Origin of the sequence: Hyunsoonleella ulvae, from assembly GCF_016827605.1 — a bacterium.
In the GTDB taxonomy this organism is placed as follows: domain Bacteria; phylum Bacteroidota; class Bacteroidia; order Flavobacteriales; family Flavobacteriaceae; genus Jejuia; species Jejuia ulvae.
This window is the reverse complement of record NZ_JAEPJQ010000001.1, coordinates 1,060,253-1,086,283: the sequence shown is the minus strand read 5'-3', so window position 1 is coordinate 1,086,283 and position 26,031 is coordinate 1,060,253. Positions and strand designations below refer to the sequence as shown.

At 33.5% G+C, this 26,031-nt stretch carries 23 protein-coding genes; 15 read left to right on the top strand and 8 right to left on the bottom strand.

Annotation, left to right across the window (positions count from 1 at the left end; genetic code table 11):
* Nucleotides 1–69: 69 nt before the first annotated feature.
* The 5 genes from mscL to JS605_RS04880 all read right to left on the bottom strand — a co-directional run bounded on the left by mscL (nt 70) and on the right by JS605_RS04880 (nt 3,488).
* A complete protein-coding gene (gene mscL / locus JS605_RS04900) occupies nt 70–471 on the bottom strand; it encodes a large-conductance mechanosensitive channel protein MscL (RefSeq protein WP_203256536.1) in 402 nt (133 codons plus the stop codon).
* 97 nt (nt 472–568) lie between these two features.
* Nucleotides 569–1,225, bottom strand: coding sequence for an HD domain-containing protein (locus tag JS605_RS04895; protein WP_203256535.1), 657 nt, complete (start codon nt 1,223–1,225; stop codon nt 569–571).
* Nucleotides 1,226–1,227: 2 nt separating this feature from the next.
* Entirely contained in the window at nt 1,228–2,223 is a 996-nt protein-coding gene (locus JS605_RS04890) for an acyl-ACP desaturase (protein ID WP_203256534.1), read from the bottom strand.
* A gap of 10 nt (nt 2,224–2,233) precedes the next feature.
* Nucleotides 2,234–2,971: a lysophospholipid acyltransferase family protein gene (locus tag JS605_RS04885; RefSeq protein ID WP_203256533.1), complete on the bottom strand. Its 738-nt coding sequence runs from the start codon at nt 2,969–2,971 to the stop codon at nt 2,234–2,236.
* A gap of 106 nt (nt 2,972–3,077) precedes the next feature.
* Nucleotides 3,078–3,488, bottom strand: coding sequence for a BrxA/BrxB family bacilliredoxin (locus JS605_RS04880; RefSeq protein ID WP_203256532.1), 411 nt, complete (start codon nt 3,486–3,488; stop codon nt 3,078–3,080).
* A gap of 212 nt (nt 3,489–3,700) precedes the next feature.
* On the opposite strand from JS605_RS04880, the gene JS605_RS04875 reads away from it, so the two are divergent.
* Nucleotides 3,701–4,474, top strand: coding sequence for a TerB family tellurite resistance protein (locus tag JS605_RS04875; protein WP_203256531.1), 774 nt, complete (start codon nt 3,701–3,703; stop codon nt 4,472–4,474).
* Between the two features lie 3 nt (nt 4,475–4,477).
* Here the strand turns inward: JS605_RS04875 and JS605_RS04870 are convergent, their stop codons facing one another.
* Nucleotides 4,478–5,272: a hypothetical protein gene (locus tag JS605_RS04870; RefSeq protein WP_203256530.1), complete on the bottom strand. Its 795-nt coding sequence runs from the start codon at nt 5,270–5,272 to the stop codon at nt 4,478–4,480.
* Nucleotides 5,273–5,336: 64 nt separating this feature from the next.
* Here JS605_RS04870 and JS605_RS04865 point away from each other — a divergent pair, with 64 nt between their 5' ends.
* The 3 genes from JS605_RS04865 (at nt 5,337) to JS605_RS04855 (ending at nt 8,205) form a co-directional block, all read left to right on the top strand.
* Nucleotides 5,337–6,002: a porin family protein gene (locus JS605_RS04865; RefSeq protein WP_203256529.1), complete on the top strand. Its 666-nt coding sequence runs from the start codon at nt 5,337–5,339 to the stop codon at nt 6,000–6,002.
* Nucleotides 6,003–6,018: 16 nt separating this feature from the next.
* Complete coding sequence (locus JS605_RS04860) at nt 6,019–7,455, top strand: hypothetical protein (protein ID WP_203256528.1); 1,437 nt, start codon at nt 6,019–6,021, stop codon at nt 7,453–7,455.
* Nucleotides 7,456–7,752: 297 nt separating this feature from the next.
* Nucleotides 7,753–8,205: a DUF1569 domain-containing protein gene (locus JS605_RS04855; RefSeq protein ID WP_203256527.1), complete on the top strand. Its 453-nt coding sequence runs from the start codon at nt 7,753–7,755 to the stop codon at nt 8,203–8,205.
* A 58-nt stretch (nt 8,206–8,263) separates the two neighbouring features.
* On the opposite strand, the gene JS605_RS04850 is transcribed toward JS605_RS04855, so the two are convergent.
* Together JS605_RS04850 and JS605_RS04845 are read right to left on the bottom strand one after the other, a co-directional pair.
* On the bottom strand, nt 8,264–8,494 hold the full coding sequence (locus tag JS605_RS04850; RefSeq protein ID WP_203256526.1) for a hypothetical protein: 231 nt from the start codon (nt 8,492–8,494) through the stop codon (nt 8,264–8,266).
* A gap of 213 nt (nt 8,495–8,707) precedes the next feature.
* A complete protein-coding gene (locus JS605_RS04845) occupies nt 8,708–9,715 on the bottom strand; it encodes a S66 peptidase family protein (RefSeq protein WP_203256525.1) in 1,008 nt (335 codons plus the stop codon).
* A 177-nt stretch (nt 9,716–9,892) separates the two neighbouring features.
* Between JS605_RS04845 and JS605_RS04840 the strand changes: the two genes are divergently transcribed.
* From JS605_RS04840 to JS605_RS04790, 11 genes are all read left to right on the top strand, one after another.
* Nucleotides 9,893–12,028, top strand: a complete 2,136-nt coding sequence (locus JS605_RS04840; protein WP_203256524.1) for a glycoside hydrolase family 9 protein — start codon at nt 9,893–9,895, stop codon at nt 12,026–12,028.
* Nucleotides 12,029–12,150: 122 nt separating this feature from the next.
* On the top strand, nt 12,151–14,217 hold the full coding sequence (metG, locus tag JS605_RS04835; protein WP_203256523.1) for a methionine--tRNA ligase: 2,067 nt from the start codon (nt 12,151–12,153) through the stop codon (nt 14,215–14,217).
* 9 nt (nt 14,218–14,226) lie between these two features.
* Nucleotides 14,227–15,657, top strand: a complete 1,431-nt coding sequence (locus JS605_RS04830) for a hypothetical protein (RefSeq protein ID WP_203256522.1) — start codon at nt 14,227–14,229, stop codon at nt 15,655–15,657.
* Between the two features lie 151 nt (nt 15,658–15,808).
* Nucleotides 15,809–16,651 (top strand): helix-turn-helix domain-containing protein, encoded by an 843-nt coding sequence (locus tag JS605_RS04825; protein WP_203256521.1) that lies wholly within the window; start codon nt 15,809–15,811, stop codon nt 16,649–16,651.
* A 168-nt stretch (nt 16,652–16,819) separates the two neighbouring features.
* Complete coding sequence (locus JS605_RS04820; protein WP_203256520.1) at nt 16,820–16,996, top strand: hypothetical protein; 177 nt, start codon at nt 16,820–16,822, stop codon at nt 16,994–16,996.
* A 112-nt stretch (nt 16,997–17,108) separates the two neighbouring features.
* Nucleotides 17,109–17,657 (top strand): carboxymuconolactone decarboxylase family protein, encoded by a 549-nt coding sequence (locus JS605_RS04815; RefSeq protein WP_203256519.1) that lies wholly within the window; start codon nt 17,109–17,111, stop codon nt 17,655–17,657.
* Nucleotides 17,658–17,713: 56 nt separating this feature from the next.
* Nucleotides 17,714–18,103 carry a cupredoxin domain-containing protein gene (locus JS605_RS04810; protein ID WP_203256518.1) on the top strand — a complete coding sequence of 130 codons (390 nt, stop codon included), beginning with the start codon at nt 17,714–17,716 and terminating at the stop codon, nt 18,101–18,103.
* A 454-nt stretch (nt 18,104–18,557) separates the two neighbouring features.
* Nucleotides 18,558–19,568: a Gfo/Idh/MocA family oxidoreductase gene (locus tag JS605_RS04805; RefSeq protein ID WP_203256517.1), complete on the top strand. Its 1,011-nt coding sequence runs from the start codon at nt 18,558–18,560 to the stop codon at nt 19,566–19,568.
* Nucleotides 19,569–19,591: 23 nt separating this feature from the next.
* The gene (locus JS605_RS04800; protein WP_203256516.1) at nt 19,592–21,709 is read left to right on the top strand and encodes a Tex family protein; all 2,118 of its coding nucleotides are present in this window, start codon (nt 19,592–19,594) and stop codon (nt 21,707–21,709) included.
* A gap of 111 nt (nt 21,710–21,820) precedes the next feature.
* Nucleotides 21,821–22,723 carry a histone deacetylase family protein gene (locus JS605_RS04795; protein WP_203256515.1) on the top strand — a complete coding sequence of 301 codons (903 nt, stop codon included), beginning with the start codon at nt 21,821–21,823 and terminating at the stop codon, nt 22,721–22,723.
* 125 nt (nt 22,724–22,848) lie between these two features.
* Complete coding sequence (locus JS605_RS04790; RefSeq protein ID WP_239000252.1) at nt 22,849–26,016, top strand: VCBS repeat-containing protein; 3,168 nt, start codon at nt 22,849–22,851, stop codon at nt 26,014–26,016.
* Nucleotides 26,017–26,031 lie beyond the last annotated feature (15 nt).

Here is a 26,031-nt window from a genome sequence, read left to right as displayed (position 1 = left end):
AGCCCTCATTTTAAGAAAACAAGGGCTTTTTAACAAGAAATAACAGCTTGTTATATATTTAACACATTGTTATTTTTTAAGCAAATCTCTAATTTCAGAAAGTAATTCTTCTTGAGATGGTCCTGCTGGTTCTTCAGGAGCTGGCTCTTCTTTCTTCTTCATTTTATTTACACCTTTTACTACTAAGAACATTACAAATGCAACAATAATAAAGTCTAACACATTGGTAATGAACTGGCCGTGCTCTAACCATACTTCTCCTACCATTTCTCCAGCGTCGTTTAGTGTACCATCTTTTAACTTCATTCTTAAATCTTTAAAGTCAGTATCGAATAACAATCCAATTAATGGGGATACTATACCTCCAGTAAACGAAGTTACTACTTCTTTGAAAGCAGCACCCATTACAAAACCAACAGCAATGTCTACAAGGTTGCCCTTCATTGCAAATTCTTTGAATTCTTTTAACATAATTTCTGATTAATAGTTAGTGAATAGCTAAAATACTAAAAAAAGACCAACATTAACATAGGTTAATTTTAAGTTTGAATTAGCATAAACGGGAACATTATATAGTCCCATCCCATTCTGAATAAAACTGTTTTAGGTAGAGTTCCATAAATTGATGTCGCTGTTTTGCCAATGCTTTACCTGTTTGGGTATTCATTTTGTCTTTAAGAAGCAGAAGCTTTTCGTAAAAGTGATTGATGGTTGGAGCTGTTGAAGCTTTATAGGCTTCTTTTGTCATATTTAAATTAGGTTTTACCTCAGGATCGTAAATTGCCCTGTTTTTAAAACCGCCGTAATTAAAGGTACGTGCTATGCCAATGGCACCTATGGCATCTAACCTGTCAGCGTCTTGTACCACATCCAATTCTTTTGATGAGACCTTTTTTTTACCATCCAAACTAGATTTAAAGGAAATATTTTCAATAATAGCAATTACATGTTCAATTACAGCAGAGTCTACATTCATTTTAAATAAAAACGTTCTTGCTATTTTGGGACCTACAGTTTCGTCGCCGTTATGAAACTTACTATCTGCTATATCGTGTAATAGTGCACCTAAGGAGACAATAAACACATCGACTGGCTCTGTTTTGGCTATTAACAGGCTGTTTTTGTACACACGTTCTATATGAAACCAATCATGGCCACCTTCTGCATTTTTAAGCGTTTCTTTTACAAAGGTTATGGTTTTATTTATAATGTTTTCGTTGGTCATTCTTATTTAATAACAGCAGGCGTTACCCATTTAAACTCATATGAATTTTCTGGAATTTTTATACGTTCTGACAAACGGTACATTCTGGCTGGCAATTTCATAAGGTAATCCCGAGCTTTTTCAGCGTCTTCGGTAAGATTAGTAATTTTATCAATTTGCCAACGATCAATCAGTTTTTGTAGAATATCTACATAATCTGTTGATGTATAAACGCCTATGCGCTGTGCGGTATTAGAGAATTCTTCAAAAGCAGTACTAATCTTTTCTCCAGATTCCCTCAAGAAATGAGCTGGCATGGTAATTTTTTGTTTCATCATGTAATGAAACGCTAGCATCATTTGGCTGGGATCTACTTTAAAAATGCGTTCTACAAATTCAGAATAGGCATGATGATGACGCATTTCATCTCCAGAAATAATTTGACACATTTTTGCTAAACGTTTGTTTCCTGTTTTTTTAGCAATTTTAGCCACACGGTTATGCGAAATATATGTTGCTAATTCTTGAAAACTGGTGTATACAAAGTTTTTATATGGGTCTCTATCAGTGCCAATATCAAAACCATCAGAAATTAAATATTGCGTGGTTTTTTCAATTTCTTTCATGTTTACACGTCCTGATAGATATAAATACTTATTTAGTACATCGCCATGACGATTCTCTTCAGCTGTCCAGTGCTTTACCCATTTACTCCATGCATTGCCACCGTTTTCAACTTGATCTACACCTTCTACATCCATTAACCACGATTCGTAAGTTGGTAAAGCTTCTTCTGTAATCATATCTCCAACTAGTACAACCCAAAAATCATAAGGGAGTTCTTTAGCCAGTTCTTGGATTTCTTTTATTTCATCAAAAAAAGTATCGGTTTCCGCATTGGGTAAAAAATCGGTAGGTTGCCAAATTTTTTCTATGGGTATAAGGTATTTTTTCATTAGGGAAGCAACATCTTTTTCTAAGAATTGCATCACTTCCAATCTTACATTTTTCAACGACATTTATATATGTTTAGGGATGTATATGGGCTTTAATTGTGCTTTCTACACGTTTAATAAGTTCTTGTTTTTCTGCAAAGGTAGCTAATTCTAAAGGCTCATGAACCGTAAATTTAATATGTGTGCCTAGTCCCATGGGAAAAGCACCATATCTTTGCATTTTCCATGAATTGTTTATTGAGATAGGAACAACTAGTGCCGAGGGTATCTTTTTAAATAAAATTTCTAAACCTTTGGTTTGAAAGGGTTTAGGAGTTCCGTTTTTACTGCGCGTACCTTCTGGAAAAATTACTGCAGCACGTTTGTTACGTTCTATATATTCGCCAAACTTCATAATTGCTGGTAGCGATTGTCTTGGGTTTTTCCTATCGATTAATGCAGATCCTCCATGGCGAAGGTTATAGGAAACACTCGGGATGCCCTTACCTAGTTCAATTTTACTTATAAATTTGGTGTGGTGCTTACGCATGTACCACATGATGGGTGAGATATCATACAAACTTTGATGGTTTGCTACAATAATTAAAGGTTTATCTGTTGGTAAATCATGAGGGTTGTTAAACGAGAAACGTGTACCCAAAATATTAGCGCATCTTAGTAGAAAAAATTGAAGTGCATCAACACTTATTTTATGGGCTTGATACCCAAATACATTAAAGCAAATCCATTGAATGGGATGAAAAACAACTAATGTTAATCCAAAAAACAGATAATAAACTACAGATATGGGATATGAAAGTAATTTTTGCATGTACCAAAATTAGTATAATATGGTATAGGGGTATAAAAAAACCACAAAAACGTGGTTTTATAATTTTCAGTGTTGCATGAAGTCCTCTCTTTTGGAGAGTTGTTTTTTAACAATGCTCGTTGTAAGCATCCATTAAATTTTCTGCGATTAATTCAGCTGGTCTTCCTTCAATATGATGACGCTCTAACATATGCACTAATTCCCCATTCTTAAACAAAGCCATACTAGGAGAACTAGGAGGAAACGGAATCATATACTCTCTTGCTTTTTCAACAGCTTCTTTGTCTACTCCTGCAAATACAGTTGTAATATTATCTGGGCGTTTGGCATTTTGTAAACTCATTCTTGCCCCTGGTCTTGCATTGGCTGCTGCACAACCACAAACCGAATTTACGACTACTAAAGTTGTACCTTCTTTTGCTAATGCAGCATCAACAGCTTCGGCAGTTTGTAACTCTTCAAAACCAACATTGGTTAAATCCTCTCGCATTGGTTTTACTAATTCTGCTGGATACATATTTTTAAATTTTAATAATTAACATTTTTTGGAGTTGCAAAGATACCAATTGTGTAACAAAATTAGGAATCAATCAACTAACAAATATTATATTTACGCTGAAAGTTAACATTTTATTAAGTTAGACAGCGTGAACCTATCTATACATATTTCTTCTTTTAAAAGAAGGATTTTGTTTGTAGGTTTGGTCATAATTAAAATCTATTTCTTACATGAGTTTTTCAAAATGGATAGGAGGTGCTTTAGGATGGTCTTTTGGTGGGCCCATTGGCGCCATAATTGGGTTGGCAATTGGTAGTGTTATTGATTCCATGGCTAATGGAAGTGGAGCACCGCTAATAGGAGAGCGTCAGTCTTCTAGAGGAAGAAGAACCTACAGAACACAGCCAAGACAGCGTCCACAAACCCAATCTGGAGATTTTGAAGTGAGTTTGTTGGTACTAGCTTCTGTAATCATAAAAGCAGATGGCGTACAAGATCAACGGGAATTGGATTATGTACGTAAGCAGTTTGTAAACATGTATGGTAAAGATCGTGCAAACCATGCGTTTAAATTATTTAAAGGGATTAGCAAGCAGAATATTTCTGTTCGCCCAGTGTGTTTACAGATTAAATCTATGATGGATCATCCATCCCGATTACAGTTAATACACTTTCTATTTGGCATTGCCAAAGCCGATGGCACTGTAACGCAGGATGAGGAGCGACAAATTTATACGATGGCTGGATATTTAGGTATTAGCTCTAGAGATTACGAGAGCATAAAAGCCATGTTTTATAGTAGTAAAGACAATGCGTATAAAATTTTAGAAATTGATAAAGATGCATCAGTAGATGAAATTAAAAAGGCTTATCGAAAAATGGCTAAAAAATACCATCCAGATAGATTGGTGCATTTAGGTAAAGAACATCAAGCTGGTGCCGAAGAAAAATTCAGGCAAGTACAAGAAGCTTATGAGCAGTTACAGAAGGAGCTGCGGTTTTAGGTTTTATGGAGTATAGGTAAACTTTCCATTAAGGTTGTAATTACTATTTACTTCAACATCACAAAAAATGAATGTTATTGTATTAGAATTATTCTCTACGTAAACTTTCTTCCCTTCAGAAGCTCTCCCTCCTCCCAAGCCTCCAATCCCAAAATCTGTAATTCTAAGGATTACTTCTCTATTAGATCTAATGGATTGATTATCGAAAGATCCCACTGTTAGATATTCTCCTGTTAAAGGTAAACTTCCATTAATTTCGTTAAAATTGAGGAATGTAACTAATGTCGAGTTGCCTATTCTTGTTTGAAATTCAACATTACCATCATTAAAGCCAAGAGACCTACTGTTTAAAACAACACTGTTAATTGAGAGTATACCATTTACATTATTTCCCGTATCAATTCTATTATCAATTGCAGGGGAGCAACTAGGTTCAGAATTTGTAGTGAATTCATAAACCTTACCATATCCAACACCAACTTCACTAATTCCATAAGCAGAACAATAATAAGTAGTGTTAGATTTTAATCCTTCGTATCTTTTAGAAAAACTCCCAATACGACTACCTTCTATTGTTTTGTTATCTTCAACGGTAGGAGGAAATGTTTCACTCCAAACAATACCAAATTCTTGAACATCTTTCCCTCCCTCACCTAAAACCGCACCACCCATAATAACAGAGTTAGTAAGTACGCTCGATGGTTCTTGTGTTCCAACAATAGGTGTTAAATAATCGATATTAACGATCTCACAGGTAAAAAATGATAGAAAAGTAAAAACTGAAAGTAATTTTTTCATTGTAAGTAATCTTTTGGCTAATATAACAGCCAATTTAATATATTTGCGTCTATTCAAACCAAATATGAGAAAATTTTTATGCTTAATTCCTTTATTATCATTTCTTAACCTTTTTGCTCAAGAAGATAGACTAGGTATATCGGTTGGGGCTACAAATTATATAACCGATGCAAGTTGGTTATTTTCAAAATCTGGAACAGGATATACTTTTGGAGTGGTGGCTACTAGAGAATTTACCGAACGATCAGCTTTATTTATAGAAATTAATTATAGTAAGCATTTTGTTAAATTTATTGGTAGAGAAACTGAGACTTCTAACCCAGAAGATATCAAGTTTAATTTAGAAAGATTTAGCGTCCCTTTTTTTTATAATTATTCTTATTTAATAAAAAATGATTTTAAATTTGGGGTAACAATCGGGCCTTCTTTTGAGTTTTATCACGATTACAGAGTTGTTGATGAATCTAAAGAAGAATACTTACTAGACCCTCTTTATGTGGCCGCACAGAGATTACAATTTGATTCATTAAGTACTGATGATACTATCTCCTTTAATTTATATGCTTCGCTAGGATTGAATGTACAATATCAAGAAAATTTTATGGTTAGTTTACGATATTATTACGGTATAACAGACCCTTACCGAAGGGCACTTGATGTTTCTCCAGTAGTTGATATAGAGGGACAGGATTCTTATTTTACATTCACTGTTTCTTATTTTTTTAATTAATGTTAAATAACGCCCAATGAAGTTAAAATCAACACTCATTTTTATTTTTATAACATGGTTTTTGTATCCTCAGGATATAAAAAAGGACATTACTACACCTGATCTATTCAAGTTGGAAAACTATGGTTTTACTTCTAATGGTAATTTTTACCTGTTGTCTAAGAGTAAAAACCCTAAAACCAAACAAAAAAGATTAAATTTTTCTGTTTATGATTTTAACACTTTTGATGAAGTGTTTACATACTCTCCAAAAGATAAGTTCAGGATAAGAAATATTTCACCAGATGGGAGGTCATTAATATACAAGCCTTCCTACTCTAAATTTAAAATGTTAAATAGTGAAAGAAAAGTAAAACTTTTGAGAGGATCTAAAATTGAAGGGAATTTATACAGAGAATATTCTAAAAGAAAATTGTTAAGAGACTCTGATTTAAGAGTTGATTTTATAGAATACACAACAAAAGATGCTCACTATGTAATAGCTCCTAAAACTAAACAAGGTATTAATCTTACTGTATTAAAAAGGCCATTTGATTTTACAACTTTGAGTTATTCAGAACTAAATATTCCCACTTTTGAAACTGATAGTGAAAAAATGTTTTGGACGTTAAATAGTCAGACTTCTGATCAATTGGTCTTTGTGGCAAAAGAATTGTTAGACAATAATAAGGACAAATATCATGTTGCTGTGTATAATAACGACTTTGTGCATTTACACAAATTGAGCATAGAAGTATCGTTACCAAAAGACTATTTCTGTTATTCCAATGACGGAAAAAACACATCTTGGTATAACTATATTTATGATATAAAAGATTTTACTGAAACAGGTACAAGAGCCATTTCTGGAGCAACTGGAAATTTATTTTTTGATAAAAAAAACAAAACATTTTATGCCTATGGTCTTTATTCAGATGATGAGAAATCAGATAGAATCATAAAGCCTACAGGGTTTTACGTATATAAGTTTGACTGGGAGGGAAAATTATTATGGCAACAAAAGCATAAGGTTACTTCAAATAAGAATTTTACAAAAAAACAATTTGCTTTTAATTTTTTGGTTAAATTCTATAGTTTAGGAAACAGTTTAGGTTTAGTTTTAAAACCGAAAGAAGGGAGTACAATACATTTTATAAATATAGAAGAAAGTACAGGAAGCATTACTGATGAAAAAGCAATTGTCTATTCAACTTTTAAAAGAGGTTATAGAGGTCTTACCAAAACTTTTTTTTGGTCTCCTTATCATTTTAAAAAGACCAATTATAGTGAAAAATTGAATTTTGATTTAGAGACAGCTACGGTAGCTTTCTTTAACACCGAATTCCAAGACTACCTAAAAACACTAGAAAACAAAAGTTACAGCTTTATTTCTAAGATAACTGATTCTGGAACTATAATTGCTCAAGCGGATGATAAAAAAGGTGAGTTAAAATTAATAAAATTTGATTGGTAGACACCAGAAACTGTAGCTTTTTAGTGAAGTATTTGTACTTTATAATTCAGAAATTGAATAGAATGTTTTTCCAGTTTCAAATCCATTATTATTGTAAGTTTTATCATCTGAAAATTAAGTAATAATATGTTCAGTTGTATTTATTTTTAAATCACTAAAAATAGTTTGGTGCATGTCAGATACCAAGGTGTTGAGTTTTTCTTTCGATAAATCGTAAAATTCCATTTTAAAACCTTTCATTGTAAGAATAAAATGAATAACTTATCCTTTCAATACTCATTAATCGAAATATATCAAATGAAAAACATTTTCAACACTACAGTAACTAATGAAGTAATAGGAAGAATTAACACACTAGAACCTTCAACAAAACCGCAATGGGGGAAAATGAGTGTAGACCAAATGTTAGCGCATTGTAATGTTACTTATGAAATGGCTTTTGAAGACAAACACAAAAAGCCAAATGGGTTTACTAAGTTGATGCTAAAACTATTTGTAAAAAATACTGTGGTAAACGAAAAACCATATAAAAGAAATGGTAGAACAGCACCACAATTTTTGGTAACGGATGCAAAGAATTTTGAAGAAGAGAAAAAACGATTAATTGGTTATATAGAGAAAACCCAAAATTTAGGAGCAGATTATTTTAACGGAAGGGAATCACACTCCTTTGGAGCATTAACCACACAAGAATGGAATAATATGTTTTACAAACATTTAGACCATCATTTAGCACAATTTGGAGTATAAAAAAGCCAGCTAAGTGAGAGATTAGCTGGCTTCGAGGGATTGTTGTTGATAATTATATTTATTTGCTTTTGTAGATTTTAGTGGTAGTACCTTTATCAAATACCATAACTAACTCTTCATTAGCATTCATATAAACAGATTTTAAAATCCAGCCATCTTCTTTAGAAGCTTCTAATAAACACTTTCTTACATCTGGATTGTAAAGATTTAAATCAGTATTAATAATATCATCAGCGTTAACACTTATAGATAATAAAAGCATTACGCTTGCAAGTAAAATTCTTTTCATAGGGAGATTTTTTATGGTTGCTATTTGAGTACAAGTTTACCGCAGATATCAATAATTCTTAAAATTAATAGGTAACATTGCAGAATAAAACGTTAAATGACGTTGTGTTACCATAAAAGGCATATTTGTTCGATTAATAACTGGCTAATAACTAGTAATTTATCGATTTTACAGTCAGTTTAAAGTGTTTACTCCTTTAAAATTGAAATAATTTTAGAATGAAATTATACTAGATGTTTTTTTAACTTCTAGCGTAATGGTTTTACCCAAAATTAAAGCCCGATTATCTTTTTCGTGACCAGCTTTCATGTTAAAAGCGATAGGAAACTTATATTCTGAAAGTACATCTAATATTAATTGTTCGATTGAGGAACCCCAAGGTGTCGTATTGCGCTTAATTTTTGTCATGTCTCCGATAATTACACCTTTGCAATTATCAAAATAGCCAGCACGCTTTAGGCTCTGCAACATACGGTCTATATGGTATTTATACTCACCTATTTCTTCAATAAAAAGAATTTTTCCCGAAGTATCTAGGCTCGTTTTAGAACCTAACATAGTATGTAAAATGGTTAGGTTACCACCAACTATAGGTGCAGACACTACACCTGGTTGATTATATTTTGAAGCTTCTAATGTGTAGTTTAGAGTAGTACCAAAAATAGCATCCTTAAAGGTTGAAATGGTTTCTTTTATGGTTTCGGCATCATCCTGTAGGCTTGTACACATCATAGCATGAAGCGATAGAAAACCTAGATTATGTACTTCGCTATGAATAGCCGTAATATCAGAATAGCCTATAATCCATTTTGGACTTTCATTAAAATTAGTCCAATCTAGTTTATCTAAAATTCTAACACTGCCATAACCACCACGAGCGCACCAAATGGCTCGTATTGATTTGTCATCCAAAGCATTTTGGAAATCCTCACAGCGTTCATCATCGGTTCCAGCAAAGTGTCTCCCTTGATTAAATATATGCTTGCCAACCACAGTATGTAGTCCCCAACGTTTTAAAAGTGTTTTGGCTTTGTTTATTTCTCCTACACGGTTTTTTAAAATACCAGCTGGTGCAACTATGGCAACAGTATCCCCTTGTTTTAAAAATTGTGGTTGAACCAAAACGTTATTTGTTTTTATACGTTGCTGAGCAAAAGAGCAACTTATTTGAAAAAATACAACTAGTAAAAATCGAAGTAACAAAATACGATTATATTTCATATTGTAAATGTACTATTTTTTAACTCTCACCTAATAAACATAAAATAATCTCTTTTTGAATATTTCTCGTAAATATTTAAAATTAAGCCTATTATAATCTAAAAATCTCTAGATGTAATAGAAATGATTAGATATATTTTCAATACTTTAAGAACTAACCCCAAAAAAACAACTACCATGAACAAATTATTTCTTTTTTTTCTAATCTGTTTTTCGTTTAAATTATATAGCCAAACTACCTCAAAATATATTGTTGTAGATCAATTTGGATACAGACCAAATTCCGAAAAAATTGCAGTAATTAGAAATCCTTTATCAGGTTTTGACGCTGCTGAGACTTTTATACCAAGCACTAATTACGCATTAATTAATGTTAACACAGGTGTTCAAGTTTTAACAGGTTCGCCTACGGCATACAAAGAAGGTTTAGAGGATGTCTCTTCTGGAGATCAAGCATGGTGGTTTGATTTTTCCGCAGTTGAAACTCAAGGAACCTATTATATTTTAGATATTGATAAGAATTTAAAATCGCATGATTTTTTAATTTCCAACAATGTTTATGAAGATGTTTTAAAACAGGCAGTTCGCACGTTTTTCTTTCAGAGGGCAGGTTACGAGAAATTGGCTCAACACACTGGTACTGCATGGCAAGATGGAGCTAGCCATGTTAACACATTACAGGATACACAGGCTAGGAAATTTAACGCACCCAACGACTCCTCTACAGAAAAGGATCTTAGTGGTGGTTGGTATGATGCTGGCGACTATAACAAATACACACCGTGGACTTCAAATTATATTTTAGATATGGTAGCTGCATACAAAGAAAAACCAACTGTTTGGGGTGACGATTACAATCTACCATATTCAGGAAATAGTATACCAGATATAGTCGATGAAATAAAATGGGGACTAGACCATTTACTAAAATTACAAGAGCCCAATGGCGCAATGATAAGTGTTGTTAGCCTATCTGAAAGCACTCCACCTTCTCAAGCCACAGGGCAAACTTTATACGGCGATGTCAATACAATTTCAGCGCTTAGTGCTGCTGCTGCTTTTGCTCATGGTGCTCAACTTTTTAAAGAATTAGGAAATGTAGCGTATAGCAACTTGTTAAAAAACAGTGCGGAAAACGCATGGCAATGGGCTATTGCAAACCCCAGAGTAATTTGGCAAAATAACAGTGCTGCATACAATTCTGTAGGTATTGGAGCTGGGCAACAAGATACTGAAGATGATTATGTAAGGTTTGCCCTTAAAATGAGAGCTGCTATATATTTGTATGAACTTACCAATAGTACTAATTATAAAGATTTTGTTGACAACAATTATCTGTCAATACATTTAATGCAATGGAATTTTGCCTTTCCTTTTGAACAAAATAATCAAGAAACATTATTGTATTACGCATCTCTGCCAACAGCAACTCCTAATGTGGCGTCCAGTATTAAAAACACTTATTTACTGGCAATGAATGGTACTCATAATTTTGCTGCATTTAATAATGAAGCAGACCCCTACATGGCATATCTAAAAGATTATACATGGGGTAGTAATGGTATAAAATCTCGAAAAGGACTAATGTTTACAGATTATATTAACCATAATGTAAATGCAGCCAACAACGACGAAGCGCTTAAGGCAGCCGAAAGATATATTCATTATATACATGGAGTTAATCCACTTAATTTATGTTTTCTCTCCAATATGAGTGCTTACGGATCAGAGCATAGTGTAGCAGAATTTTATCATACATGGTTTGCCGATGGTACAGATTGGGATAATATAAACAACGATACTTTTGGTCCTGCTCCGGGGTTTTTAGTTGGTGGCCCAAATCCCTCTTACGACTGGGATGGTTGTTGCCCATCAGGATGTAGCGGTTTTACTTGCGATAGCAATCAACGTGATAGACTTCGAAACCAACCGCATCAAAAGTCTTATGACCAATTTAACACCAGTTGGCCTATGAATTCATGGGAAATTACCGAAAACAGTAATGGTTATCAAACTGCGTATATTAGGTTATTATCAAAATTTGTACAAACAAGTGGTACTTTAACCGTACCAACTTTTAATACTTCTGATGATGTATTGTATTTTCCTAACCCGTTTGAAACAACACTAACACTAAGGTGTAAACAACCATTTAATTATACTGTGTTTAATTTAACTGGCCAACAACTTTCATCAGGTGCGTCTAATAGAGAGGGCATTACTAAAATTGGGCAAAATTTAAAAACTGGAATTTATTTTGTTGAAATTAAAGCGGATAATTATCAGGAAACTATTAAAATTATAAAGCAATAAGTCCTTAAAATATTGCTTTGATTAATAACTATCAACTAGAGGAGCAGTCCATATCTAATAATTTAATTTCTTTTTCTTAAACGCTTTTAATAATTGTACTTTTACGGGCAAATTTTGCAACTATGAGTACACCTAAAAGATATACCATTACTACCGCTTTACCTTACACAAACGGCCCCATACATATTGGCCACTTGGCTGGTGTTTATGTGCCTGCTGATATTTATGCACGTTATTTACGTTTAACAGGAAATGATGTAGCATTTATTGGAGGGAGTGACGAACACGGTGTGCCTATCACCATAAAAGCAAAAAATGAAGGTGTTACACCACAGGATATTGTAGATAAGTATCATGCGATTATAAAAAAATCGTTTGAAGATTTTGGAATTACTTATGATAATTATTCGCGTACATCGGCACCAATACATCATGACACAGCTTCAGAATTTTTTAAAACGTTGGATGCTAAAGGCGAGTTTATAGAAGAAACAACAGAGCAACTATACGATGAGGAAGCAAATCAGTTTTTGGCAGATCGTTTTGTAGTGGGTACTTGTCCTAAATGCGGATTTGAGGAAAGTTATGGCGACCAGTGTGAAAACTGTGGGACGAGCCATAATGCTACTGATTTAATCAATCCAAAATCGGCCATTACAGGAAACACTCCTACCTTAAAACAAACGAAACACTGGTTTTTACCTTTAGATAAGCATGAAGCGTTTTTAAAAGAATGGATTTTAGAAGGTCATAAAAAAGATTGGAAGTCAAACGTTTATGGACAATGTAAATCATGGATAGATGATGGATTACGTCCACGTGCAGTTACCCGTGATTTAGATTGGGGAATCCCTGTTCCCGCTGAAGGTGGCGAGGGCAAAGTACTTTACGTATGGTTTGATGCCCCTATTGGATATATCTCTTCTACTAAAGAATGGGCAGAACGCGAGGGAAAAGATTGGGAGTCCTATTGGAAAGATAAAGACACTAAATTGGTACATTTTATAGGTAAAGATAATATTGTATTTCACTGTATTATATTTCCATCTATGTTGAAGGCAGAAGGCAGTTATATTTTGCCAGAAAATGTGCCAGCTAATGAATTTTTGAATTTAGAAGGCAATAAATTATCAACATCTAAAAATTGGGCCGTTTGGTTGCCTGAGTATTTAGAGGAGTTTCCTGGACAGCAAGATGTATTACGCTATGCCTTAAATGCAAATGCACCAGAAACGAAGGATAACGATTTTACCTGGAAAGATTTTCAAGCGAGAAATAACAACGAGTTGGTAGCCATTTTTGGAAACTTCATTAACCGTGTGGTGGTACTTACCAATAAGTATTACGAAGGAGTAGTTCCAGAGCCATCAGAATTTAATGATGTTGATGAGGAAACTTTGGCGGCTGTAAAAGCATACCCAGATGTAATTGCAAGTTCTATTGAACGTTACCGCTTTAGAGAAGCAGGGCAAGAATTGATGAATTTAGCACGGTTAGGCAACAAATATCTAGCAGATGCAGAGCCTTGGAAAGTTATTAAGGAAGACGAAGCACGTACAAAAACCATTATGTATGTAGCACTGCAAATAGCAAGTGCTTTAGCAACGTTAAGTGAGCCTTTTTTACCATTTACTTCGGAGAAACTAAAACGTATCCTCTGTTATTCTGAACTTGATTCAGAATCTCAATGGAATGACATTAAAACTAATGAAGTTCTATTGCCAGCAAACCACAAAATAGGAAAAGCAGAATTGTTATTCTCTAAAATAGAAGATGCAACCATCCAAAAACAATTAGATAAATTAGAAGCCAGTAAAAAAGCCAACGAAGCTGCGAATAAAAAAGTAGAACCACAAAAAGACACGATTACTTTTGAAGATTTTACAAAACTAGACATTCGGGTTGGCACTATTCTAGAAGCTGAAAAGATGCCTAAAACTAAAAAGTTGTTAAAACTCAAGGTAGATACAGGTATCGATACACGTACTATTGTTTCTGGTATCGCAGAAAGTTTTTCTGCTGAAGAAGTTATTGGGAAGCGTGTTACTATTTTAGTAAACCTAGCTCCAAGAGCACTTCGTGGTGTTGAGAGCCAAGGTATGATTTTAATGACGGAAACCCCTGAAGGGAAATTGGTATTTGTGAATCCTGATGATGCTAAGGTTGGGAATGGGTTGCAGGTTAGTTAATTTGATTGTATGAAGTTTATATCTTTCTTGGTACTTATATTTTTAGCTGTATTTAATATTTATGGTCAAGAAAGTGCATGGTGTTATATAGATGCCAGTAGTAGTAAAGATTTCAGTGTACCTAAACAAGTATTTCAAGGGGTTGATGAAAGGTCTGGCGACCTGTCTTTCATAATTAATAACAAAGACGCTACTAAATTCTACTTATATGGTAAGGGACGTATATTAATTTCAGAATTTACGTTATCTAGCTTTCTTAATAAAGCAGAGAACTTTATTGGAGGTTTTTACTCAAATTCTATTCATGTACTTTTCTTTAAAAACAAAACAAATTCTCTGTTTGATAGGGTTGAGGTTAATTATAATACCAAATCAGTTAACACCAGCAAAATTGAATTAAACTTGAAGAAAGATTATGTTATAGAAACATTTAAGGCGGAAAATAGCATCTTTATTTTAAGTATAAGAAAGAATTCCTCTATTTTAAAATTATATAAAATACGACTTGATGGTAATGTAGAGGAAAAAACTATAGATTTATCACACGAAAGCTTTAAAAAATTTAATGGTTTTGAAACTACATTATATTATTTGATAACTAATAAACAAAATTTATCAAAAATACAATCAGCAAGTATCAAGTATAATGTGCCTACCTCTATTGAGACCACCTCAGCTGTAAATAAAATATACTTTAATAATGGTATCATTTCGTTAACTAATGATAACACCCCCAATGAAACTAATATAATTCAAATAGATATTAAAAAAGGGAATTATACATATTTTCAAATATCAAAAAGAGGTTTTTTGAAAGAAGAGTTAAGATCAGAGTCTAATTCATTTATCTTGGATAGTTTATATTTCAGTAACTACGTCACTACAGATAAATTAGTATTTGCTGTTTATGATTTAAATCAAAAAACTTTAGTTAAAGAATTTGAGGTTAATGATGATGATACTTTCAGTTTTAAAAATACACCAGTAATAATAGCTAGCGGTAAAAAAATAAAAGATAAGGATTCTAAAAACAGTAATTTTTTTCTTAGGCAACTTACTAATTCAAATGTTGGAGTATCAGCATACAAACATGATAAATATACTATTGTTTCGTTAGGAGGAAGTATAAAAGAGCAATCAGGAACACTTGCCTTTATTGGGGGTGTTTTTGGTGGGCTTACAGGTGCAATGTTACTTTCCGCTTTTGATTCTTACTCAAATACAAAATCAACAAAGGTAGATTGTCTATTTGATAAAAATTTTAATCATGTTGAAGGAGAAATTCCAGTTAACGGATTTGATAAGTTGAATAAATTCATTAAAGAGAATAACTTAAGAAAAGTTCCTTTACAAATCCTATTTGAATACAAAGACAACTATGTTTGGGGTTACCATAACAAGGGTACTGGAATGTATAATCTTTATAAATTTAAAAAATAGTATTTGAACTAAAATTAGTAAAAAGAAATTGTTTGATAAATTTTAGGTTAAAGGTATAGGAGAGGTAATTAATCGATTATTTAAAATTGTGTTTTCTTCTAACAATATACTTAAAATGTAATGTTTGTTAAAAAGTACAGACTAAGGCTACATGCAAAAAACATTTACCGAGTTTTCTACAAATGCTACACTTAAAATAGGAGACGAAGAACTTCTGGAGTCCTATAAAACGCCTAAGCAGCCAGAACTATATACATTTATAAGAACTACTAATTTTAAAGCTGAGATTATAGTAGATAGTATGCCCTACACTATTGAGCCCAATAGTATTTTGGCGTTAACGGTAGTGCAGTTTTTTCAGTTTGTTTCTGGTAAAGATTTGGTGGTGTACCAATTTAATAGAGAGTTTTATTGCATTAAGGACCACGACCAAGAAGTGAGTTGCGCAGGATTGCTGTTTTTTGGTAATGTACATATTCCAATTATCGAGCTAGATGCTAAGGAGCGTAGAAAGCTTGATGTGTTGCAAGAAGTGTTTTTAGATGAACTAGAAACTAAGGATACCATTCAAGCTGAGATGTTAAGGATGTTGATGGCACGTTTTATTATTATAAGTACACGATTGCTTAAAGCCAAAGAAGGTTTTGTAGAAACCGCAAAGAATACTAAAATAGATTTACTGCGGGAGTTTAATATGCTAGTAGAATCTCATTTTAAAATTGAGCATAGTGTATCTTTTTATGCGGATAAGTTATTTAAATCACCAAAAACATTATCTAATAATTTTGCTAAATTAAAAACAAGTCCTCTACAAATTATTCACGAACGTATCATCCTTGAAGCAAAACGACTCCTAATCTACACAGACAAAACAGCAAAGGAAATTGCTTATGATGTGGGTTTTGATGATGCCTCACATTTAAGTCGGTTATTTAAAAAACATACTGATTTATCGCCTTCAGACTTCAAGAAACAACTTAAAAAAGTGTTTTGATTATTATACATAGATACAACGTTACCCTCTTGCAAGCTTCCATATAATACTTTAATAGGTGTCAATTTTAAGATTAGGGAAAAATTGACAATCACTAGGGCAATCTAACCATTTTATAGCATCTTCTTTTCATGCATCTTTGTACTGTATAATTAAAACAATAAAGTCATGAATTTAAAACATATATCAGTTTTCAATTTGATTGAAATATTCAGAGGAAAAGGAAGAAAAGTGTTAAACACTATTTCGCCTAAAACACATTGTGAACAAAAGTATATCCACGATTTTTATTGTGATGCAGAAAGACCACATGTAGCAGATAATTCGATAGCATCAAATTTATAAAGGAAAAATTGACATGCTAAAAGGAAATCATTACATGGTATAAACTTTATAAGGGTTGCACCTTTGTACCAAGATAATTTAATAATAAAACAACAAAATAAATTTAGAAATTATGAGCACATTTAATGTACCAACAAGAGAAGAAGTAAGCGAAAATAACCAAGCTATTTTCGATAATTTAAACAAAGCTTTAGGCTTTGTACCAAACTTATACGCAACGTATGCACATAGTGATACAGCCTTAGAAAATTATTTAAATTTTTCGAATGCCAAAACATCGTTATCAGCTAAAGAACGAGAGGTGGTAAACTTAGCAGTAAGTGAAGTAAATAATTGTATTTACTGTTTATCTGCCCATACAGCCATTGGAAAAATGAATGGTTTTACTGATGAGCAAATTTTAGAATTACGAGCAGGAGAAGCCTCTTTTAACGAGAAGTTAGATGCTTTAGCAAGAATAGCTAGAAACATTACAGAAAACAGAGGTAAAACAGATGCTGCAGTTTTAGAAAATTTCTTTAGCGCAGGTTATACTAAAGGTAACTTAATAGATGTGATTTCATTGGTAGGAGACAAAACCATATCAAATTACATACACAGCACAACACAAGTGCCGGTAGATTTCCCTGAAGCTCAACCTTTAGAAACAGCAATAGTATAATTTAATATAAATCAAGTAATAAATAACCAGAGCAAAAGCTCACAACAATTAAAACAATGAAAAAAGTAATAGCAATTTTAGTAGTAGCATTAGGTTTCGCTTTTAACGGAAACGCACAAGATGCAATGATGAAAGATGAGGCTGTAAAAACCATCGCTTTAGAACAAACAGCAGGAGAGTTTACACAAAAATCTTTAACCGTAAGTGAAGGTACCTATATCTTCTCGGTATCAAATAACCAAGTAGGTAAAGATGTAGGTTTGGTTTTGGTACCAAAAGGAAAAGATGCCAGTAATCCAGAAAACCACATAGCAACAGCTTATGTAACCACTGTTGTAAAAGATGGGGAGGTAGAAACATCTAAAGCTACAAAATTAGCAAAAGGGGAGTATGTGTATTTCTGTCCGCTAAACCCAACACCACAATATACACTTACAGTACAGTAAGTCGAGGTTTGATTAATAGCTAAAAAAAGGTTGTCTTTGTAAAGACAACCTTTTTTTATGCCAATACAATTTTTCCAAGAAATTTAACATTTAAGCTTATTTAGATTTAATAAAAATAATTTATTTTTGTCGCAGATTTTGAATACAGTATTTTACCGTGGGCAAAAAAAAGAAAAAGAAACAGAAAAAGGCAATTAAAAAATTACAAGAATTAGGTATTGATGTACCTAATAAAGTAAAAAGTAGTTGCTGCAAAAAGTATAAAAAGGGCGAAAACAAACGCTGTAAAAAATGCCCGTGTTTCGATTTAATAAAAAAAGTAGCTTAGCATATACATATAGGCCTTATGAATTTAAAACGCGCAATACCAAAATGGTATTGCGCGTTTTTTTGGTAATTAACTTTAAATTTGTAAGTGTAGACTACAAATTATTCTACTTAATTAGTTTTTAAAATGAGTAATAAAATTAAAACAGGTGTTTTGTCTTTTGGCATGTCTGGAAGTTTGTTTCACTGTCCTTTTTTAGAATTGCATTCAGGTTTCGAGTTAACTGCTATAGTAGAAAGAAGTAAAAAAAAAGCGCAGCTAAACTATCCAAATATTAAAAGTTATGATAGTGTTGACGCATTACTTAACGATACTACTATTCAATTAGTAATTATAAACACGCCCAGCGCAACCCATTTCGAGTTCGCTTTAAAGGCCATCCAGCATAATAAACATATCGTAGTAGAGAAACCATTTACGATTACAGTAACCGAAGCTAAACTACTTTACAAAGAAGCGAAGACAAGAAATTGTTTAATAATGCCGTTTCAAAACAGACGCTATGATAGTGATGCCTTGTCTGTTAAGCAAGTTGTAGCATCTGGTAAGTTAGGGGATTTGGTAGAGGTGCATTTTCGTTACGATAGATATAAATACGAAATGAATGCCAACTTGAGTAAAGAAACCCCTATTGCGGGTAATGGTGTTTTGTATAATTTAATGCCCCACCTCTTAGATGCAGCGATAGATTTATTTGGAATTCCAGAAGCATGGGAAAAGACACTCCAAGGAAACCGCCCAGAAACGCAAATTGATGATTATGCACATTTACACCTTAAATACCCCAGTGGTTTACAAGTGTTTCTTACGGCAAGTCTTTTAGTAGCAAATCCAGGTCCAGCCTTTGTGTTATATGGCACAAAAGGTTCGTTTATTAAAGAAAGAACAGATGTTCAAGAAACACAATTAAATGCAGGAATAAAACCTAGTAATCCAATATTTGGAGTTGAAGCACCAGGGAAAGAAGGTATTTTAACAACGGTTAAAGACACGGTTAAAACTCAAGAAAAAATAGCGCCATTACAATCATCGTATTTAAATATTTTTGAAGCTGTATACCAAACCATGCAAAACAACGTGCCATACCCAATAACCGAAGCGCAGGTTGTTAAGCAAATTGAAATTTTAGAAAATTAATATAACATCCTTTTTTAAGTTAGATGATAGCTTTTATTACCTCCCAAACACAACTTCCAGAGCAATCTGTAAAAAATACGATAGCCTTACTTAATGAAGATTGTACCGTACCGTTTATTTCTAGATATAGAAAAGAGCGTACAGGGAATTTAGATGAAGTTCAAATAGGCGAAATCGTTAAGTTTAAGGAACAGTATGAAACTTTAGAAAAACGGAAAAAAGCCATTTTAAAGGTTTTGGACGAACAAGGTGTTTTAACTGCAGAGTTACAACAAAAAATAGATGCGTCTCAAGATATAACAAGCCTAGAAGATATTTATTTGCCTTACAAAAAAAGCCGGAAAACAAAAGCTGAAAAAGCAAGACAAAACGGGCTAGAGCCTTTAGCGAAAATTATTATGAGCCAGAATGCAAATAATGTGGAGTCTATTGCCTTTAAATATGTAAAAGGCGACCTGTCTTCTGCGGAAGAGGCTTTAGAAGGGGCACGCCATATTATTGCAGAATGGACTAATGAACGTATCGATATTCGGAACAACATTCGTCGTCAGTTAGAACGTTTTGCAATGATTTCTACAAAAGTGATAAAAACAAAAGCTGAAGATGAAAGCGCACAAAAATTTAGAGATTATTTTGATTGGGAAGAAAATTTAAGCAGAATACCATCGCACCGTTTGTTAGCGATTTTAAGAGCCGAAAAAGAAGGTTTTATTCGTGTAAAAATTGAAATAGATAACGATCGTGCTTTAGATGCTATGGAACGACGCATTATTAAAAGCAATAACGCTTGTGCAGAACAGATTAAAATCGCTATAAGAGATGCCTACAGAAGATTATTACTACCATCATTAAGTAATGAAGCCTTGCAACTTGCCAAAGATAAAGCCGATGCATCTGCCATTGCTGTATTTGCTAAAAACCTAAAACAATTGTTATTAGGTTCACCATTAGGTGAGAAACGCGTTTTAGCCATAGATCCCGGTTTTAGAACAGGCTGTAAAGTTGTATGTCTCGATGCACAAGGGCAATTAAAATACAATGAAACCATATATCCGCATCCTCCAAAAAATGATGCTGTTGGCGCGATGAAAAAAATAAGTTCGCTATGCGACGCTTATAAAATTGAAGCCATTGCTATTGGTAACGGAACTGCATCAAGAGAAACCGAAGCTTTAATAAGGAAAGTCCATTTTAAAAATGATGTACAAGTATTTGTGGTTAGTGAGGCTGGTGCTAGTATTTATTCGGCATCTAAAATAGCACGAGAAGAGTTTCCAAATTATGATGTTACGGTGCGTGGTTCTGTATCTATTGGGCGCCGCTTACAAGACCCACTAGCAGAATTGGTTAAAATAGATGCAAAGTCTATTGGTGTTGGCCAATATCAGCACGATGTGGATCAAACCAAACTACAAAAAAGCTTGGACGCTGTAGTAGAAAATTGTGTAAATGCAGTTGGCGTAAATATTAATACAGCCAGCAAATCACTGTTAAGTTATGTGTCTGGAATTGGCCCCAAACTCGCTGAAAATATTTTTAACTATAGAAATGAAAACGGTGTTTTTAAAAGCCGAAGCGACATAAAAAAAGTACCTCGCTTGGGCGGAAAAGCCTTTGAGCAAGGTGCGGCCTTTTTAAGAATTAAAGAAGCTAAAAATCCGTTAGACGATTCTGCAGTGCATCCCGAGCGTTACACTATTGTTACTAAAATGGCAAAAGACTTAGGGACATCTGTAAAAGCTATAATAGGAAATAAAGACCTGCTTAAAACACTAAACCTAAAACACTATTATACAGATTCGGTTGGCTTGTTAACCCTAGAAGATATTATAAAAGAACTTGAAAAACCAGGATTAGATATTAGAGAGCAAGCCAAAGTGTTTACCTTCAATCAAAATATAAAAACAATTAACGATTTACGAGAAGGCCAATTACTCCCAGGAATCGTCAATAATATTACCAATTTTGGATGTTTTGTAGATGTTGGTATAAAAGAAAGCGGCTTAATTCATGTGTCCAACCTATCAGATAGTTTTGTAAAAGATGTTAATGAACATGTACATTTACATCAACAAGTAATTGTAAAAGTATTGCAAGTAGATGTACCGCGAAAGCGCATTCAATTAAAGTTACATAAATAGTTGCGTTTTATCATTCCTGCGACATGTGCTGAACTTGTTTCAGTAAGGCAGGAATCCATTTTAAATTGATAATTTTTATAAAAAAAGATTCCTGCCTTCGCAGGAAAAAGAATGCTAAAAATAGCCTATCACAACATATACAAGCACCCATTGCCAGAAGGCCATCGCTTCCCGATGATTAAATATGAGTTGTTACCAGAGCAATTAATATATGAAGGTACATGTGTTAATGCTAATTTTTTTGAGCCAACCATTCCAGACGACGCACACATTTTAAGAGCACATACCAAAGCCTATTTAGAAAGTTTAAAAGCTCTGGCTTTAGACGCAAGAGCAATCAGAAAAATTGGGTTTCCGTTAAGTGAAAATTTAGTACAACGTGAAGTTATTATTGCAGATGGCACTATAAAAGCCAGCGAATTTGCATTGCAATATGGTATTGCCATGAACATCGCAGGAGGCACGCATCATGCCTATTCCAATAGAGGCGAAGCCTTTTGTTTGTTAAACGATCAAGCTATTGCGGCGCATTATTTATTACATAAAAAATTAGTTTCAAAGGTATTGATTGTAGATTTAGATGTACACCAAGGCAATGGTACTGCAGAAATTTTTCATAATACTAAAAATGTATTTACGTTTTCTATGCATGGTAAAGGCAATTATCCTTTTAAAAAAGAAAAAAGCGATTTAGATATAGCTTTAGAAAATGATACAGATGATGACACCTATTTGTCTATTTTAAAAGAAACATTACCTAGATTGATTAAAACTGAAACACCTGATTTTATATACTATTTGTGTGGTGTAGATGTGGTGGCTTCAGATAAATTAGGGAAACTGGGAATGACTCTGGAAGGCTGTAAAGAACGAGACCGTTTTGTATTACAAACCTGTAAAGACAATAAAATACCTGTGATGTGCTCCATGGGAGGAGGATACTCTCCAGATATTAAAATTATAATAGAAGCGCATGCGAATACATTTAGATTAGCTCAGGAAATTTTCTTTTGATTTTAGTATCTTGGGTTAAAAAGAAGAAGTTAATGTTTAGAAGCATTCCCCTTTTACTAATTTTTATGGCATGTATTGCCTGTAAGGAGGAACTACCGTTACCATACATTGATGTCAAAAACACAATGTTTACTAATATTCCCCCAAGCCATTCTGGTATAAATTTTAAAAATGAGATAGCAGAAACCCCAGATTTTAATTTTTTGAATTATACCTATATCTATAACGGTGGCGGTGTAGCTACAGGAGATATTAATAACGACGGGCTTGAGGATATTTATTTCACGTCCAACCAAAATACGAATACATTATATCTCAATAAAGGCAATTTTGTTTTCGAAGATATTACTGAATCAGCAGGTGTAAAAGACGATAAAGGATGGTCTACCGGGGTTTCGATGATAGACATTAACAATGACGGTTGGTTAGATATTTATGTATGTAAATCAGCTTCGGTAAAAGATAGAAGCTTGAGGCAGAACAAACTGTTTATCAATCAAAAAAATAACACTTTTAAAGAGGAAGCTTTAAAATATGGACTGAAAGATAACGGATTTTCTACGCAAGCTTATTTTTTCGATTACGATAAAGATGGTGATTTAGACATGTATTTAGTCAATCACAGTTTGGAGCCCAAAATGCAAACCTTATTAAATCCAAGTCTACAAACCAGAATAAATAAAGACGATTTAGATCGTTTATTTAGAAATGATAATGGCACATATGTAGATGTTTCCAAAGCAGCTGGCATACAAAAAGTAGCTTGGGGATTAAGTGCTTCTATTGGCGATTTTAATAACGATAATTGGCCCGATATATATGTGGCTAACGATTTTTTAGAGCCAGACTTCCTGTGGATAAATAATCAAGATGGCACATTTACAGATGAGGTTTTAACACGATTCAAGCACATATCCAATAACAGTATGGGTTCTGATTTTGCAGATACGAATAACGATCTACTACCAGATTTAATAGTTTTAGACATGTTGGCTGCCGACAGAAAACGAGGCAAAGAGAATATGGCAACTATGAGCACGGCTAAGTTTAATCGCATGGTAAGTAAAGGTTGGCACCACCAATACATGTCTAATATGTTACAGCTAAATAATGGTAACGGAACTTTTAGTGAGATTGGACAACTGGCTGGAATGGCAAAAACAGATTGGAGTTGGGCACCGTTAATCGCCGATTTTAATAACGATGGGTTTAATGATGTGTTTATAACCAATGGTATTGAAAAGGATATTGTCAATCAGGATTTTAGGCGCCAAATGAAACGAAAACTATCGCGCCATAATGAAACTAAAAATTTAGAAACGGCATTACAACTTATTCCCTCTGAAAAAATAGCAAACTACATGTTTCTTAGTACGGGGAGTTATGCTTTTAAAGATGTTTCTGAGAGTTATGGCTTTGATGCCAAAATAAATTCTAACGGGGCAGCTTATGTGGATTTAGACAATGATGGCGATTTAGATTTAGTACTAAATAATCAATCTGATGAAGCCTCTATATATCGAAATAATAGTGGTGGAAACTATGTAAAAGTAAGTTTAGAAGGACCAAAAGGAAACACCAATGGTATTGGGGCTAAAGTTCTGGTCTTTGCCGATAGTTTGCAACAAGTTAAAACGATGTACACCAATAGAGGTTACCAATCTTCAGTAAGCAACACCATGAATTTTGGATTGGGTAGCATAGGGGCTATTGATAGTTTAAAGGTCGTCTGGAATGATGGAAAGGAGCAGTTAATATCAAGTATTGATGCTAATCAACATATAAAGTTATCGTATAAAAATGCTGTAGCATTGGTTAAAAAAATTCAGTTTGATATATCGATTTTTGAAACAGTGCCAGCCTCTAAATTTGGAATTAATTACCAGCATAAATCTACACTTTTTAATGACTATGATTTACAAGTTTTATTACCACAAAAACAGTCGACTATTGATGCAACTATGGCTGTGGCAGATATTAATAATGATGGTTTAGAGGATCTGTTCGTTGGCAATACTTCTGGCTATGCTGCACAAATGTACCTTCAGGATGCATCAGGAAAATTTACGTTGGTAAATCAAGAATTATTTGAACGCGATAAAGCTTATAATGATAACAATGCCATGTTTTTTGATGCAGATGGCGATGGCGATTTAGATGTATATGTCGCCTCTGGTAATTACGGTACAAAGAAAAATGACAAACTCCAACAAGACCGATTATACATAAACAACGGAAAAGGTAAATTTTCAAAAGGAAAATTACCAAAAGTATCAGGTGTTACCAAAGCCATTGCCGCTAGTGATTTTGATAATGATGGGGATATCGATGTATTTGTTGGTGGAAGAATAATACCCGGAGAATATCCAAAAGTGCCCAAATCCTATTTGCTGGAAAATAGAAATGGGGTTTTTATTGATGTGATAAAAACACGGGCAAAAGCGCCACAAAATTTAGGTTTGGTAAATGATGCTATATTTTCAGATTATGATAATGATGGCGATACCGATTTAATTGTAATTGGAGAATGGCTGCACGTTACGGTTTTTGAAAATACCAAAGGTATCTTTAGTAAAAAAGAGTTGTCTATTGATGGTAAAATAGGATGGTTTCAAACCATAAAGGCTATAGATTTTGATGCCGATGGCGATGATGATTATTTTGTTGGGAATTTTGGAGAAAACAATAAATTTCATGCTACAAAAGAAATCCCATTACATATTTATGCCAACTATTTTGACGATAATGATACTTACGATATAGCATTAAGTAAATCGTATAACGGCGATTTGTTTCCGCTACGCGGAAAAGAATGCTCTACAGAGCAAACGCCTTTTTTAAAAGACAAGATTAACTCTTATAAAGCGTTTGCCAATTCTAATATTTTCGAGGTTTATGGAAAGGAAAGCATCAACAATGCGTTGCATTTAAAGGCTACTACGTTTAGTTCGTATTATATAGAAAATAAGGGCAAGGGTGGTTTTAAATTTCATCGTTTGCCAGATAGAGCACAATTTGGACCAACTCTAGATTTTGAGTTTTTAGACATTAATCATGACGGAACCCTAGAAGTTTTAGGCGTAGGAACCAATTACGATACCGAGGTGGAAACCATTCGTTACGATGCCTCTCAAGGTTATGTTTTATCTAGAATGGGTAAGCAATTCAACACTTCTTATGAAACAATTTCAAATGCAGAGACTAAAGCTATTGAGAAGATTACAATAAACGGCATCTTATATCTTGTATTACTAAATGCAAATAATACATTAGAATTTTTGAAGGTAAAATAAAAGCAGGCCTTACTT

Bases quoted from the DNA above. Each gene is read 5' to 3' on its own strand.
- JS605_RS04830 (WP_203256522.1), top strand. From the start codon at position 14,227: ATGAAGTTTATATCTTTCTTGGTACTTATATTTTTAGCTGTATTTAAT.
- JS605_RS04875 (WP_203256531.1), top strand. From the start codon at position 3,701: ATGAGTTTTTCAAAATGGATAGGAGGTGCTTTAGGATGGTCTTTTGGT.
- JS605_RS04805 (WP_203256517.1), top strand. From the start codon at position 18,558: ATGAGTAATAAAATTAAAACAGGTGTTTTGTCTTTTGGCATGTCTGGA.
- JS605_RS04850 (WP_203256526.1), bottom strand. From the start codon at position 8,494: ATGAAAAGAATTTTACTTGCAAGCGTAATGCTTTTATTATCTATAAGT.
- JS605_RS04810 (WP_203256518.1), top strand. From the start codon at position 17,714: ATGAAAAAAGTAATAGCAATTTTAGTAGTAGCATTAGGTTTCGCTTTT.
- JS605_RS04855 (WP_203256527.1), top strand. From the start codon at position 7,753: ATGAAAAACATTTTCAACACTACAGTAACTAATGAAGTAATAGGAAGA.
- JS605_RS04790 (WP_239000252.1), top strand. From the start codon at position 22,849: ATGTTTACTAATATTCCCCCAAGCCATTCTGGTATAAATTTTAAAAAT.
- JS605_RS04895 (WP_203256535.1), bottom strand. From the start codon at position 1,225: ATGACCAACGAAAACATTATAAATAAAACCATAACCTTTGTAAAAGAA.
- JS605_RS04815 (WP_203256519.1), top strand. From the start codon at position 17,109: ATGAGCACATTTAATGTACCAACAAGAGAAGAAGTAAGCGAAAATAAC.
- metG (WP_203256523.1), top strand. From the start codon at position 12,151: ATGAGTACACCTAAAAGATATACCATTACTACCGCTTTACCTTACACA.
- JS605_RS04825 (WP_203256521.1), top strand. From the start codon at position 15,809: ATGCAAAAAACATTTACCGAGTTTTCTACAAATGCTACACTTAAAATA.
- JS605_RS04860 (WP_203256528.1), top strand. From the start codon at position 6,019: ATGAAGTTAAAATCAACACTCATTTTTATTTTTATAACATGGTTTTTG.
- JS605_RS04880 (WP_203256532.1), bottom strand. From the start codon at position 3,488: ATGTATCCAGCAGAATTAGTAAAACCAATGCGAGAGGATTTAACCAAT.
- mscL (WP_203256536.1), bottom strand. From the start codon at position 471: ATGTTAAAAGAATTCAAAGAATTTGCAATGAAGGGCAACCTTGTAGAC.
- JS605_RS04865 (WP_203256529.1), top strand. From the start codon at position 5,337: ATGAGAAAATTTTTATGCTTAATTCCTTTATTATCATTTCTTAACCTT.
- JS605_RS04890 (WP_203256534.1), bottom strand. From the start codon at position 2,223: ATGTCGTTGAAAAATGTAAGATTGGAAGTGATGCAATTCTTAGAAAAA.
- JS605_RS04870 (WP_203256530.1), bottom strand. From the start codon at position 5,272: ATGAAAAAATTACTTTCAGTTTTTACTTTTCTATCATTTTTTACCTGT.
- JS605_RS04795 (WP_203256515.1), top strand. From the start codon at position 21,821: ATGCTAAAAATAGCCTATCACAACATATACAAGCACCCATTGCCAGAA.
- JS605_RS04840 (WP_203256524.1), top strand. From the start codon at position 9,893: ATGAACAAATTATTTCTTTTTTTTCTAATCTGTTTTTCGTTTAAATTA.
- JS605_RS04845 (WP_203256525.1), bottom strand. From the start codon at position 9,715: ATGAAATATAATCGTATTTTGTTACTTCGATTTTTACTAGTTGTATTT.
- JS605_RS04800 (WP_203256516.1), top strand. From the start codon at position 19,592: ATGATAGCTTTTATTACCTCCCAAACACAACTTCCAGAGCAATCTGTA.
- JS605_RS04820 (WP_203256520.1), top strand. From the start codon at position 16,820: ATGAATTTAAAACATATATCAGTTTTCAATTTGATTGAAATATTCAGA.
- JS605_RS04885 (WP_203256533.1), bottom strand. From the start codon at position 2,971: ATGCAAAAATTACTTTCATATCCCATATCTGTAGTTTATTATCTGTTT.